General features: G+C 46.2%; 11 protein-coding genes. 8 read left to right on the top strand and 3 right to left on the bottom strand.

Going from position 1 to position 12,952, the window contains the following annotated elements:
* The 4 genes from DCMF_RS08365 to DCMF_RS08350 all read left to right on the top strand — a co-directional run bounded on the left by DCMF_RS08365 (window position 1) and on the right by DCMF_RS08350 (window position 6,336).
* The gene (locus tag DCMF_RS08365; RefSeq protein WP_148134007.1) at window positions 1-1,650 is read left to right on the top strand and encodes a GspE/PulE family protein; all 1,650 of its coding nucleotides are present in this window, start codon (window positions 1-3) and stop codon (window positions 1,648-1,650) included.
* Window positions 1,651-1,660: 10 nt separating this feature from the next.
* A complete protein-coding gene (locus DCMF_RS08360) occupies window positions 1,661-2,743 on the top strand; it encodes a type II secretion system F family protein (RefSeq protein ID WP_148134006.1) in 1,083 nt (360 codons plus the stop codon).
* Between the two features lie 73 nt (window positions 2,744-2,816).
* Window positions 2,817-3,512: a response regulator gene (locus DCMF_RS08355; protein ID WP_148134005.1), complete on the top strand. Its 696-nt coding sequence runs from the start codon at window positions 2,817-2,819 to the stop codon at window positions 3,510-3,512.
* Window positions 3,513-3,555: 43 nt separating this feature from the next.
* A complete protein-coding gene (locus tag DCMF_RS08350) occupies window positions 3,556-6,336 on the top strand; it encodes an Ig-like domain-containing protein (RefSeq protein WP_148134004.1) in 2,781 nt (926 codons plus the stop codon).
* Window positions 6,337-6,459: 123 nt separating this feature from the next.
* On the opposite strand, the gene DCMF_RS08345 is transcribed toward DCMF_RS08350, so the two are convergent.
* Window positions 6,460-7,323, bottom strand: a complete 864-nt coding sequence (locus tag DCMF_RS08345) for a divergent polysaccharide deacetylase family protein (RefSeq protein ID WP_148134003.1) — start codon at window positions 7,321-7,323, stop codon at window positions 6,460-6,462.
* 127 nt (window positions 7,324-7,450) lie between these two features.
* Window positions 7,451-7,576: a hypothetical protein gene (locus DCMF_RS30045; RefSeq protein ID WP_257790950.1), complete on the bottom strand. Its 126-nt coding sequence runs from the start codon at window positions 7,574-7,576 to the stop codon at window positions 7,451-7,453.
* A 236-nt stretch (window positions 7,577-7,812) separates the two neighbouring features.
* On the opposite strand from DCMF_RS30045, the gene DCMF_RS08340 reads away from it, so the two are divergent.
* On the top strand, window positions 7,813-8,580 hold the full coding sequence (locus DCMF_RS08340) for a TSUP family transporter (RefSeq protein WP_148134002.1): 768 nt from the start codon (window positions 7,813-7,815) through the stop codon (window positions 8,578-8,580).
* Between the two features lie 155 nt (window positions 8,581-8,735).
* Here DCMF_RS08340 and DCMF_RS08335 read toward each other — a convergent pair whose 3' ends face one another.
* Window positions 8,736-9,623 carry a DNRLRE domain-containing protein gene (locus DCMF_RS08335; protein WP_257790968.1) on the bottom strand — a complete coding sequence of 296 codons (888 nt, stop codon included), beginning with the start codon at window positions 9,621-9,623 and terminating at the stop codon, window positions 8,736-8,738.
* Between the two features lie 295 nt (window positions 9,624-9,918).
* Between DCMF_RS08335 and DCMF_RS08330 the strand changes: the two genes are divergently transcribed.
* The 3 genes from DCMF_RS08330 (at window position 9,919) to DCMF_RS08320 (ending at window position 12,915) form a co-directional block, all read left to right on the top strand.
* The gene (locus DCMF_RS08330) at window positions 9,919-10,683 is read left to right on the top strand and encodes a GntR family transcriptional regulator (RefSeq protein WP_236860220.1); all 765 of its coding nucleotides are present in this window, start codon (window positions 9,919-9,921) and stop codon (window positions 10,681-10,683) included.
* Window positions 10,684-10,702: 19 nt separating this feature from the next.
* Window positions 10,703-11,356 (top strand): cobalamin B12-binding domain-containing protein, encoded by a 654-nt coding sequence (locus DCMF_RS08325; RefSeq protein ID WP_148134000.1) that lies wholly within the window; start codon window positions 10,703-10,705, stop codon window positions 11,354-11,356.
* Window positions 11,357-11,670: 314 nt separating this feature from the next.
* Window positions 11,671-12,915 carry a uroporphyrinogen decarboxylase family protein gene (locus DCMF_RS08320; protein WP_148133999.1) on the top strand — a complete coding sequence of 415 codons (1,245 nt, stop codon included), beginning with the start codon at window positions 11,671-11,673 and terminating at the stop codon, window positions 12,913-12,915.
* The last annotated feature ends 37 nt before the right edge of the window (window positions 12,916-12,952 follow it).

The following is a 12,952-nucleotide window of genomic DNA, read 5'->3' as shown; positions in this document are numbered from 1 at the left end:
ATGGTAAAACAACGATTGGGAGATTTCTTAATCCAGCAGGGAGCCCTAAGCCAGGATCAGGCTAAAACCATCCGGCACAATCAAAAAACCATGGCGGATGCTCAGCTGGCCATGCTGCTGGCGCGGCAGGGCATCCTTCCCCCGGATCGGTTGCATCCCCTCCTGGCCGAGTTTTACGGCCTGGATTATCTTTCCCTGGCTGATTTTAACGGGGATGCCCAGGCAAAAGCGCTGGTTCCGGAGAATATGGCGAAGAGGATCAATGTGGTGCCGGTACGACTGGAAGGAAACGAGCTGATCGTGGCAGCGGGCGGGCCCCTCTCTCCCCAGATCAGGGAGAACCTGAGGCGTGTTACGGGAAAACAGCCGCGGGTGGCGATGATGTCCGCTGAAGAACTGGCCCAGGCCCTGAAAAATGTTTATCACGGGGAAGAAGCCGGCGCAGCCCCGGCCTGGGAAAGCTCCATCTCCGAGAGTATCCAGGGAAGTCTTGACACGGTACGGGTGGTGGAGCAAATACTAAATAAAGCGATCGCATTGGAGGCCTCCGATATTCACTTGGAGCCGGAGCCGGACGGCCTAAAAGTCCGGTTTCGCATTGACGGCGTTTTAAAAACGATGGAATTGCTCCCGGCGTCTATGATCAGTTTGGTGATTTCCCGCATTAAAGTGATGTCGGGCATGAATATTGCCGAAAGACGGGCTCCCCAGGATGGAGGGCTGCACTATCAGTATCAGGAGGAAGATCATTTGATACCGGTGACCGCCCGGGTATCGATCATGCCCAGCTATTACGGGGAGAAAGCGTGCCTGCGCATCCAGGCTACCCAGGAAAAGCTACAGCATTTGGAAAACCTGGGCTTCGAGCCGGACCAGCTGGCTACCATGCACCAGATCTTGGAATACCCCCACGGCATATTTTTAACCTGCGGTCCCTCGGGCAGCGGGAAAACCACCACCCTCTACGCCGCGATGAATCACTTGCTGACGGACACCTTAAATCTGGTGACCGTCGAGGATCCCATCGAGCGTCACATCAAGGGGATTACGCAGACCCAGATTGACCAGAAATTCACTTTTCAGACCGCCTTGAAGGTCATTTTGCGCCAGGATCCCGATGTGATCATGGTGGGAGAAATCAGGGACGGAGAGACAGCCAGACTGGCGCTGCATTCTGCTCTGACCGGGCACATGGTTTTGTCGACTCTGCACACCAATGATGCCATTAGTGCGGTGGTCCGTTTGATCGATATGGGCTGCGAACCCTTTTTGGTTAATTCCACCATCCATGGGGTGCTGGCCCAGCGGCTGGTCCGGCGGCTTTGTCCCCACTGCAAGAGGTCTTATGAGCCGGGCCCGGACGAGCTGAAAATTCTCGGGCTCAATCCGGAGCAAAAGGAAGTGTTTTATACCGGCAGCGGCTGCGCCAAGTGCCGGAGCACGAAATACCGGGGCAGGCTTGCTCTTTATGAGCTGCTGGTTGCGGATACCGAGTTCAAGAGACTGGTGGGCAAAGGAGCGGATCCGGACTCCCTAAGGGAATATGCCATCAGCAATCAGATGCGGACGCTGCGGGAGGACGGAATCCTGAAGCTCCGGCAAGGGCTTACCTCCGCGGAAGAGGTGATTAGCGCGACTACAGAACGGTAGGTGATCCGGAATGAACGATTTTTTGCAGGCTGTCAACCGGTTTCTGGCCCGGTTGGGAAGCGTAAAAACATCGGAATTGATTATCTTGCTCAAACAATTAGCTGCTCTGGTGGAATCCGGCGTACCCATTGTACCCAGTTTAGCCATATTGGCGGAGCAAGCCAAAAACAAACGACTTAAACTTACGCTCAATGACATCAAGACCACCGTAGAAGGCGGGCAATCCCTGAGCGAGGCCATGGATAAGCATCCCAAAATTTTTCCCCTGACGGTACGCAGTACGGTGCGCATAGGAGAGGTCAGCGGTATGCTGGATACGTCCATTGTACAGGTGACGGAATTTTTAGAAGAACAGGGTACCCTGAAGGCGGCAGTCATTACCGCTTTGATTTACCCGGCCATTGTGCTTACGGCGACGCTGGGCGTGGTGGGATTTATGGTTCTGGGGGTGATCCCCAAGATCATTCCCTTTATTGAAATGATGGGCGGGGAGATGCCCTGGAACACCAAACTGCTGGTCACCATTACCAATTATACGCAAACCCACATAAAATCCATAGCGATTGGCCTTGCTTCTTTTGTCGGTGCGATTTTTATCCTGTACCGTACCCGCTGGGGAAAGTATTATCTGGACTATGCTAAAATGCTTCTTCCCTTATTTGGCATTGTGATCAGGTATAATATTATTGTTCAGTTCTCCAAAACCATGTTTTTACTGATGAGCAGCGGCGTGACCATTGTGGAATCCCTGCGCACAGTGCGGGAAACTAATAAAAACGCTGTAGTGCGCAGAGCAATCGACCGGTTTATCGGCAAGGTCTTATTAGGGGAAAACCTGTCCGAGTCCATGATCAAAGCAAAAGAGCTTTTTCCTCCCATGGTCGGCAATATGGTCAAGGTTGGGGAAGAGACGGGGACGATGGATGCTGCCATGCGCCGTATCGCGGACATCCATTACTCCATTTTACAGAATTATATCAAGAGATTGAATGCTGCTTTGGAGCCGATTATGCTGCTGATGCTGGGCGGAATGGTCGGTTTTGTGGCGGCAGGGATGATTGGCGGCATTTTAGCCGGTTATGTGGCAAAGTAATCTAGTAATATTGACAATATTAGTAATACTAGTAGTATCATTAATATTTTGGGTTGTCGGAGGAGGGTGCCCTATGACAATTCTTGTCGTTGATGATGAAACGGAGATTTTAGAAGTGATCAAATATAACCTGGAGCGGGATGGATTCAACGTTGTGACTTGTCAGGCCGGAAAAGAAGCGATCAGACTGGTGAAGGAAGTAAAACCGGACCTGATTATTTTGGATGTGATGCTCCCCGGGATGAGCGGATTGGAAGTCTGCCGCTACCTGCGTCAAAACGAGGCAACCCGAAAGATTCCTATTGTGATGATCAGCGCCCGGTGCGAGGAATTTGACAAGGTTCTGGGGTTGGAAATGGGGGCTGACGACTATGTTGCCAAACCCTTCAGTCCCAGGGAATTGGTCGCCCGGGTCAAAGCCCGTCTCAGGGCGCAGAATGATGCGTTCGAGGAAAAATCGGATCGGGAACAAAAAATTGTGCGCGGGCATTTAATGATTGATCCGCAGAAGTATGCCGTTTACGTAAACGATGTCAAGCAGACTTTGACCACGAAAGAATTTGATCTGTTAATGCTGCTGGCGTCAAACCCGGGAAGGGTTTTTTCACGCAACCATTTGCTGGAGGAGATTTGGGGCTATGACTACCATGGATTCAGCCGTACAGTGGATGTTCATATCAGGCATTTGCGGCAAAAAATTGGATTGGACAGGGGCAAAGAAATTTTGATAGAGACTGTGCGGGGAGTCGGGTACAGATTTGTGGAATAGTTTTTGAAAAGGATTTCATTAGGGAAAGAAGGTGTGAATTACCATGGGAAAAAGACGAATCAAGGGATTATGGGCAGCTGTCTTGCTGTCCGGACTGCTTTTTTCACTGTCCGGACTGTTTTCCGCGGCGTCTCTCGCACTGGGGGAAACCTGCCGAATCACTTCAGTAAAAATAAACGATACCCCGGTGAGCGCCAAGGGTGCAATGGTGGATTTTCCTTATGTGCGGACCCTTACCTATTCCATTCAGGCCGGCTTGGAGCGCGCAGGCTATGACAGCTACCGGGCCCAGTTGTCAATTACCGATCCGAAAGGGGACACTTCGGCCTTCGGCAAAACTGCAGCGGAAGACTCCGTAGCTTTTTCCCCCTATACTTTTTCCGCTAACCAGTCTTACAATATCCAGATCCAGCTTTTCGGCAAAACAGGGGATGTGGAGACGCTTGCCGACACCTATTCCTTCAGTCTGAACCTGGGCGTCTATGACGCTGATGCGCCCCGCATCACCGACCGATCTCCCGTCCCGGGAGCGAGCGGAGTCGGCATCGGATCCGAGTCTCAACCGACCCCGGTCATGGTGACCTTTGACGAAGCATTTGACCCTGCTACCGTTACTTCAGGTTGCCTTTCTCTGTCCTTAAGCGGAGCTCCCGGTGCTGCTGTTCCAAGCGCCGTGACTGCGGGCGCCGACAACAAAAGCGTCACCCTGAAGCCGAACGGAGCTCTGGCATATTATACCAAATACCAGGTAACCCTGCAAGGCGGCGAGATTAAAGACAAAGCGGGGAATGCTGTTTCCGGGGCGTCCTGGGAATTCACCACGGCGGCCGATCCTGCGCGTAGGCCGGCGATCGAAAGGAGAAGTCCCGAGGCCGACGCGGAAGATGTGCCAATTGATTCGGTCATTAAGATCACCATCGACAAGCCTTTGGGCACAGAGGAAATCTCCTACGCTTCCAACGGGCCTTTTATCTTGAAACAAGGACAGAACCTGGTTCCGGCAAGGCTGACAAAGGTCGCCGACAATGGGGACGGCAAAGGAGAGCTTACCATTACGCCTAACAGTGTGCTGGGATACTCCACCATTTACACGGTGATTGTAAGAAATGTCAACGACGCCGGCGGCTTGCCTGTTTCGCCCGATATCTGGACTTTTACCACGGAAGCATCGCCTTTTGCCTTAGTGAAGAAGCACAATCCGGAGGTCGACCAGCGTAATATCCCGGTCGGGATTTGCCCCACCATTACCTTTTCCCGGTCGATGAGCTCTTCCACCATCAACAGTTCCAATATCTATCTGACCGAGAGGGGAGAAACTTCGAAGATTTCCGCCACCGTTACCTACAGCCAAAGCGCGAAAACAGCGACCATAAAACCCTCGTCCGAATTAGATTACGAAACCGAGTACCAAGTGCATGTTACCGAGAAGGTCAAGGATTCCGACGGAAAGCCGGTGGAATATTACTCGTTTCTGTTTGAAACAGGAGATTCAGGCACCGCAAAAGTTACAGACAGGAGTCCCGGCGTCAATACAAAGGGGGTTGCTCTGGATGCCAAAATTACCTTTGAGTTTGACCGGGAGATGTATGCGTCCTCGGTTAACAACAAAAACATATACCTGCGCCGGGCAGACAATTCTGCCGATGTAGACTGTTCCGTTGACTATGACACGGATACCAGGCTCGTGACAATTAAACCTGACGAGGACCTGAAAGTCGTCACGGAGTATACTGTTTTTATTTCAGACTCCGTCGAGGATAGTGATAGGCTGGAAATTACTCCGGTGCAATGGAATTTCACCACAGTCGACAACGACACTTTGCGCATCGTAAGCCGCAGCCCTGCCGCCGACAGCACCGATATTTCCTCCGGCAGCAAAATTACCGTGGAGTTTTCTATGAGGCTGGACGAATCTACCGTTACCGAATCAACCCTCTATCTTCGTAAGGCGGGCGCCGGCACCGATATTAAAGCCGCAGTGAGCCTGGGCGACTCAGAAAAGAAAGTAACCATCACTCCCGCCAGTCCTCTGGAAATAAATACAGAGTATACTGTTTATGTTACTTCCGGCGTCAAGAGCAAAGCCAACCTGAGTTTTACAGCCACCAACTGGAAGTTTAAAACTAAGAATGAAACCATTACTGCCAATAATATCCAGCCAGCGTCCAATGCCGCCGGCGTCAAGCTTGACAGCGTTATTGGCTGCTCTTTCTCCGGTGCGCTTAAAGCCGATACCGTCAACAATACCAATATTTATTTAAAGAAAAGTACCGGTGATGTAACGATTCCCGCCAAGGTTAACTATAATTCCTCTGCCAACAGCGTAACTTTGGTTCCGGACGCTCCTCTGGAATACGGCACCAATTACATTGTCTATGTTACTCAGGAAGTTAAAAGTACGAACGAAGCAAGCGTTAAAGCAACCAGCTGGTCTTTCACCACGGAAACGAAACCGATGATAGGGACTGCGGACCGCCCCCTGGTGCGGATTAACGGCACTTATATTACTTTTACCGATGCCTTCCCCTATATCACAAACGAACGAACCATGATTCCTTTCCGGGCCCTTTTTGAATCGATGAAAGCTACCATTGACTATCAACCGGCGGAAAAAAAGGTGACGGCAAAGCTTAATGAAAATACCGTGGTGCTGGTGATCGGGCAATCTACCGGCTACCGGAACAACCAGAGTATTTCCCTGGAGGCCCCGCCGGTTTCCGTGAAGGGGAGGACTATGATTCCCCTGCGTTTTGCCGGAGAATCCCTAGGAGGAAACGTTCAGTTTGATCAGTCTACTTACACCGTGGTCATTACCACTCCATAGGTGCTTAGCCGCATCAATCTAATGTTTTTCCCGCACTTGCAAGATTTAAACGGAAGAAAGCAATGCCATTTGGCATTGCTTTCTTCCGTTGTGCGTTTTTTTCCATTCATTCACCTTCGGCCCTTATTTTTGGATTAATTCTGATAAGTAAACAAACTCAATCCCCTTTTCTTCTAAAACAGGGATCATTTCACGAAGTGCTTGTGCTGTTTTTCGGCCGCCTTGTCCCACATGCCCAATCGCTACTGCGCTTCTTTTGTCCAGGGCTTTTTCCGCTAATAAATTCAGTTGGTTCTTAATGTAGGGTACGCTTTTGACATTGTCAAGAAAAACATCCCGATCAATACAAGGGATGCCCAGATATTTGGCTTGCACAGCAACTTGAGAATCTTCACCTGTCCTACTGTCCAATACAAAGAAATGCTTTTCTTTCGCTGCCTCCAGCACCGGGCGAATTAAGTCCTCTTTTGCACAAATTAACGAGCCCATATGATTGTTGAATCCGACAGCGAAAGGGACGGAAGCAAAATCCTCGGACGCTTTCTTTTTAATCTCTTCAGGAGTCATCTGGCAAGTAATAGCACCGGGTCCCAGCCAACTGGCCTGGCCCTTTTTTGGTTCCATAGGTAAATGAACGATCACCTCATGCCCCAATTGATGTGCGGTTTCGGCGGAAGATATGGAAAACTCCACATTCGGCATGATCGCAACGGTTAGGGGTCTATTCAGGGAGAACATTTCTTTCGTCCCTTCTGTATTTGACTGACCAAAGTCGTCGATCACAATGGCGACTTTTGCCTTTTTGACTCCCAAAAGCCAATCAAAGTCGGTACTTCTTTGTCCATCCTCCAGAGCAATGTTTTTTCCTGGAAATGTTTCATTTTTTATGATGAGGGATTTGACAGGATCATTGATTAAACCGGTCAGCAAGATAAATCCCATCACAAAACAGCTAAGCAGGAAATACTTTCGATATGGGTTGGACATTTCCCTCACTCCCAAAAATCCGTTATATCAATTATGCTTTGCAAAATAAAAAAAAATAACAGCGGTAAGTGCTGGAACCATTTTGTAAAAAAAAGGCTGTCCCATCCGGACAGCCTTTTAGAGGTCGTTATTTTTTTTCTTGAGACGCGTCCTTTTCATCGGAAGCATTGCTTGGTTTATCTAAGGGAATACCAAATATTTTGGCCACTTCTGGACTTAAATTTGAGATGGTGGACCCGGTTACATTCGCCATCAAAATGCCCCCTTTTCACAAATATAATACTACTATGACCGCATGAAAGCATCCTGTCAATAGAGTAAATAAAGGTATAAATGTAAAAGAGTTTTTGGACAAATCAAATGAAAAATATCGAAAATAACGAAATAGCAGTTGTAATTTAAAAAACATTAAAGTATAACTAAAAGAGTATCAATTTTATCATATCGTCATTTAGGCTAATTTGCAGAAAGAAAAGGGATTAGGGAGAAATGGAAATTGAAGTCATCGTCACCGTATGCTTTTTTGTTTTTCTGGCCGGACTTATTGATTCTATCGCCGGGGGAGGCGGGCTGATATCTTTGCCTGCCTATATTACATCCGGCCTTCCGGTACATATGGCCTTAGGGTGTAATAAGTTCTCCTCGGCCTTAGGGACAATTGTATCTTCCATCAGGTTTTGGAGAAATAAGAGAGTACACGTCAAGACGGCGGCTATTTCCATCGTCTGTGCTTTAGCCGGTTCCATGGCAGGCGCCAAAACTGTTTTATATGTAGACGATTATATATTTAAAATCATTCTGGTTATCTTAATTCCCCTTGTGGGGGCCTTTGTTACCTGTAAAAAAAATTTCGGCACAGAGAATGAAGTGGACAGCTTAAAGAACCGGCGGGTTATTGCCCTGTCTATCGTCACCGGTCTAGGGATCGGCTTTTATGACGGTTTTATTGGTCCGGGAACCGGGACCTTCCTCATTTTCAGTTATACCTTTTTGCTGCATCTTGATCTGGTTACCGCTTCCGGTAATGCCAAACTGGTGAATCTTGCCTCTAATGTGGGTGCTCTGGTGCTGTTCCTGACCCACGGGCAGGTTTATTTTGCCCTGGCTATTCCTGCCGCTTTTTGCGGGATTGCAGGAAATTTTATCGGTTCCGGCCTTGCCCTGAAAAGAGGCAGCAAGATTATCAAGCCGGTTTTTCTGGTTGTTTTAGGATTGCTTGTTTTTAATTTGATTTTTAGCCTATTGGAACAGGCTTAGGCTGCTAAAGAAGGTCCGTAATAAATAAAGGGGGGGCAGGCAGGGCTTAATGGTGGGAGGTTTTATGACTGATCGGCTAAAACGGAACGGAACCGTCCCAAAGATTGTCTTTGGAGGCGGCTCCGTTAAAAATAATATTGTCTTATGTTTTGATCTTATGTTTTGGCCGTATAATCAATGGACAATGTGGCAGGTCGGCCTGGAATTACAGACTGGTAGGAGATCCGTTTAAATTTTGAATCAATATCGCTGTGCACTGTCCTTACGGTTTTTGGTAATGATGCGATGCGAAACTCCTCGGTATAGGTGGCGTCATCCTTACTATGCTGAATTCCTATACTGGCACTGTTGGTACTGGTATTATTGATCGTAAAGCTTACCGTGGCCTTTCTGAAGGTATTTATGGCCATCGTGTACTGAACAGCATCTCCGGTCGTTATATCTTCATGCCCGGATACTTCTTCCTGCTCGGATACTTCATCATCCTCTGATGCTTCATCCTGCTTGGCACTGGTTTCATCTTCAGGGTGAGGGTCGGTATCATACTCAATGGTCAGAACGGGCTTCTGTAAAGGGGTATTGCCGCTTAGAAAACTTTTCGCTTCCGTGGAGGTATTTTCCTTTGTTTTCAGCTCTAATCCGTTATTGGCCAAGCTTTCGGTGTGCCATGCTTTTACCAGGTTTAAAACATTCCAGGAGTAGAGCCCGGTCTTGGTAACATTGGTGGTCGTGCCAGCGATGTCCTTATTGATGTCCGGCTGGTTGCCCCAGTTCACTTTGGTGTTGTCCCAACTGTCTGCCACTGCATAAGGGGTAATGGGGGTGATCTTGCCTGCGTCGCTAAAATCAAAATTCATATTGAGTGTTAATTCGGCCGTTAGAATGGAGGCCTCGGACGGGATGGAAGTAAGATCGAATTTTAATAGGGAGCGGTACAGGACCCCGTTTATCAGTTTTCCTACCAACAGCACAGAGGAACTTCCATAATTGAGGTCAGGCTGAAATGATTCGACGAATGAAGTATTGGTGGCTTGTAAATGGATCGTTGTAGCTATTATGATCCTCTCCTTTCATCTGATCATATGATAGCTCATAATGCATAATATGCCTGATATATTGAAGATGTGAATATCCTTGCCGCAAAGATTTTGCGTCAGGGGACGGCAGGCCGTTCCCTGACGCATCCTTTTTTTATTATTTAAGAGCAGGAATTAAAAGAAATACATAGAATTTTAATCTGTAAAAATAGTATAATAATCAGAAATGTCTAATATTATAAAAATAATGTCCCAATAGAAAGTATGAAATTTGAGAAAGACCATTACTCAGGAGGAAATTTTGAGCACAGGATCATTTACCATTGATAAGTCTTCTGTTATTCCATTGTATTATCAATTGGCAAAAATCTTTAAAGATCAAATCACTTCGGGAACTTTACAACCCAATCAAAGCTTGCCGCCGGAATACGAAATTGCCAAGATCTATGGGATTAGTAGACCGACTGTACGACAAGCAATTGCTGAATTGACGAAAGATGGCTTTGTTTATACCCTGAAAGGAAAAGGTACCTTTGTTTCCGTACCCCAACTGGATGATATTTCCTTTGAATTGGATGATTTCCGAAAAGAAATAAAGCAAAGGGGAATGAAGCTTTCTTCCAAGTTGATTCGGGTAGAAATTATTAAGTCGGACGCCATGCTGGAAAAAAAAATAGGCATTCCCTTGGATACGGATTGCTTATTCTTAAAGGTAGTTCATTTTGCTGATGATGAACCATTGGTCTTTGAAGAAAAATATTTTATTTATACCAAGAATAAGCCGATCTTGGAATCGGAGTTGGAAGGATACTCTCTTTCGAATTTGGTTTCTTCGCAGAGCAGTCTGTTTCCCGCCATGTCAGAGAAAGTATTAAAGGTATCCGCGGTCAATCAGGAAGAAGCTAAACTTCTGAATGTTGAACTAAACAGTCCGGTATTTTTGGTGGAACAAATCGTTTTTGATATTGATGAAAGACCAATTGGCTGGGGAAAATCAATCTTTCGCGGGGATCGTTATAAACTGACAAATTTTAGTGGTTGGCATAAGAAAGACAAAAAATTATAAAAGGTGGAGCCAATACTATATGAAGATTGATTTTATAGATGCGATTGTGAATCTGGATGAAAAAAAAGTCTTGGAAATAGTGCAGCAAAAAATTAGTTCCGGCGAAAGCCCATTTGAAATAGTGGAGCAGTGCAGGACCGGTGTGGAAATCATCGGCAAGAAATATAGTGAAGGCCATTACTTTTTAGCAGATTTAGTGATGTCTGAGCGCATTATTAAAGGCGTGATGAAAATTACCGGCCTTGATTTCTTAGAAAACGAAAGTTTGGCAAATAAATCCGAACAGAAAAAAAGTATTGTCTTTGGTACGGTAAAAGGGGATATCCATGATTTAGGGAAAAATCTGGTGGTTTATTTATTGCGTTCCAGCGGCTTCTGTGTCTATGATCTAGGGGTTGACGTTCCCGCGGAGGCCTTTATTGCATCGATCAGGAAAACCGGATCAAGAATTTTAGCACTGTCCGTTCTGTTAACCAGTTGTTTTGAATCAATTTCCCAAGTGATAAGAATTCTGGAGGAAACAGGTTTACGACAGGAGGTTACCGTCGTCATCGGCGGATATCCCGTAAACGACACCATCAAGAATCTGGTGGGGGCGGACTATTTTGCCAATAATGGAACCAAAGCAAAAGAAATTTTTGAGATGCTTGTGCCGAAAAAGGATGAACAATGAGGGAAGTGTTTACATCTATGTTTTTAGGATCGGACATTCACCTAAAAGATAGTTATTTTATTCGAGAACATGTCATGACATCCTGACAGATATTGAAGAATTAAGAAGGATCTTTTGCTTATAAAAGAATAATGTCTAGCCTCTATTTGTGGTTGTAATACTATGTTTTGTGTGATAATTTTCCCAAAACATAGTAATTAAATCCAGGTACATGTTAAGACATCCTGACAATTGATCAAAGGAGGTGAAGAAGGAATTCTGTCGTTTTTCCCAATTAATCGGTTGCGGACAATTTTTAATGGAGGTGTATGAAAATGAGTAAAACCCCGGCACAGCTTTATGAGGAACGGTTAAAAAGAGTAAAAGATGCCATTGCGTTAAAAATTCCTGACAGAGTACCCCTTGTCCCATGCATTGAAGCTTATCCCATGTATTATTCCGGAGTAACCATCGAAGAGGCCATGAATGATTTCAGCAAAGCTGAAATGGCATATGACAAGTTCTTTGAAAATTTTGAGCCGGATTTAGCATGGGATCCTGTTTTAATGTTTCCGGCCAAAACCATGGAAATGCTTGATTTAAAATGGTTAAGATGGCCGGGACACGGGGTAGAGAGCAATAGAATGTATCAGTTTGTGGAAGGCGAATATATGGAAGCGGAGGAGTATGATGAACTGATCCAGGATCCGACAAGATTCATGCTGTCAAAATGGCTTCCCCGATCTTTTGGCTCCCTTTCCGGTTTAAGCTATTTATCGGGTATCCGAAATTCTCTCTGGCTCGGGTGGTTCAATTCTTTTTATCCCTTTGCTTTACCGGAAGTGCAAAATTCCCTCCACGCTCTCATGAAAGGGGCAGAAGAATTGGCTGCCTGGCTTGGTTTCATTGTTCGCTATCAGGAAAAGCTCAAAGATAAAGGCTTTCCCATTGCCTGGGGCGCATTTACTTTTGCTCCCTTTGATTTAATAGGTGATACCATGAGGGGGACTGCTCCTGTTTTAATGGATATTCGGCGCAACCCGGATAAATTATTGAAAGCGATCGAAGTGATGACCCCTGTGGCTATTGAAATGGGCGTAGGCGGGGCAAAAGCGTCCGGGAATCCTTTTGTGTGGATCCCTTTACATAAAGGTGTGGATGAATTTATGTCCCATGAACAATACCGGACCTTTTATTGGCCCGGTCTAAAAGCATTAATTCATGGTTTAATTGATGCAGAACTGATCCCGGTGGTCTATGGAGAAGGAAGTATGAACAGCCGTTTGGAATTTTTACGGGAAGTACCCAGAGGAAAGGTTTTATACCACTTTGAAAATGTTGATATGTTCCGAGCTAAAGAAATCTTAGGAGACATTGCCTGTATTGCCGGAAATGTACCCAATTCCTTGCTTTATGCAGGTACACCCCAAGAAATCAAAGATTATTGTAAAAAGTTGATTGATGTTTGCGGTAAAGACGGGGGATTTATCATGGATACCTCTGCATTTGTAGATGAGGCCAAGTATGAAAATTTAAAAGCGCTCTTTGACTTCACCAAAGAATATGGGGTTTACCGGTAAGGATGAGAAATTGTTTTTAAAAATATGTTTAAAAACA

The organism is Candidatus Formimonas warabiya, from assembly GCF_002777255.1.
In the GTDB taxonomy this organism is placed as follows: Bacteria; Bacillota; Dehalobacteriia; order Dehalobacteriales; family Dehalobacteriaceae; genus Formimonas; species Formimonas warabiya.
This window is presented reverse-complemented; position numbering and strand designations above follow the sequence as displayed.

What these genes read in the sequence shown, in the direction of transcription:
- DCMF_RS08365 (WP_148134007.1), top strand. Translation starts at nt 1, where the DNA reads ATGGTAAAACAACGATTGGGAGATTTCTTAATCCAGCAGGGAGCCCTA.
- DCMF_RS08360 (WP_148134006.1), top strand. Translation starts at nt 1,661, where the DNA reads ATGAACGATTTTTTGCAGGCTGTCAACCGGTTTCTGGCCCGGTTGGGA.
- DCMF_RS08355 (WP_148134005.1), top strand. Translation starts at nt 2,817, where the DNA reads ATGACAATTCTTGTCGTTGATGATGAAACGGAGATTTTAGAAGTGATC.
- DCMF_RS08350 (WP_148134004.1), top strand. Translation starts at nt 3,556, where the DNA reads ATGGGAAAAAGACGAATCAAGGGATTATGGGCAGCTGTCTTGCTGTCC.
- DCMF_RS08345 (WP_148134003.1), bottom strand. Translation starts at nt 7,323, where the DNA reads ATGTCCAACCCATATCGAAAGTATTTCCTGCTTAGCTGTTTTGTGATG.
- DCMF_RS30045 (WP_257790950.1), bottom strand. Translation starts at nt 7,576, where the DNA reads ATGGCGAATGTAACCGGGTCCACCATCTCAAATTTAAGTCCAGAAGTG.
- DCMF_RS08340 (WP_148134002.1), top strand. Translation starts at nt 7,813, where the DNA reads ATGGAAATTGAAGTCATCGTCACCGTATGCTTTTTTGTTTTTCTGGCC.
- DCMF_RS08325 (WP_148134000.1), top strand. Translation starts at nt 10,703, where the DNA reads ATGAAGATTGATTTTATAGATGCGATTGTGAATCTGGATGAAAAAAAA.
- DCMF_RS08320 (WP_148133999.1), top strand. Translation starts at nt 11,671, where the DNA reads ATGAGTAAAACCCCGGCACAGCTTTATGAGGAACGGTTAAAAAGAGTA.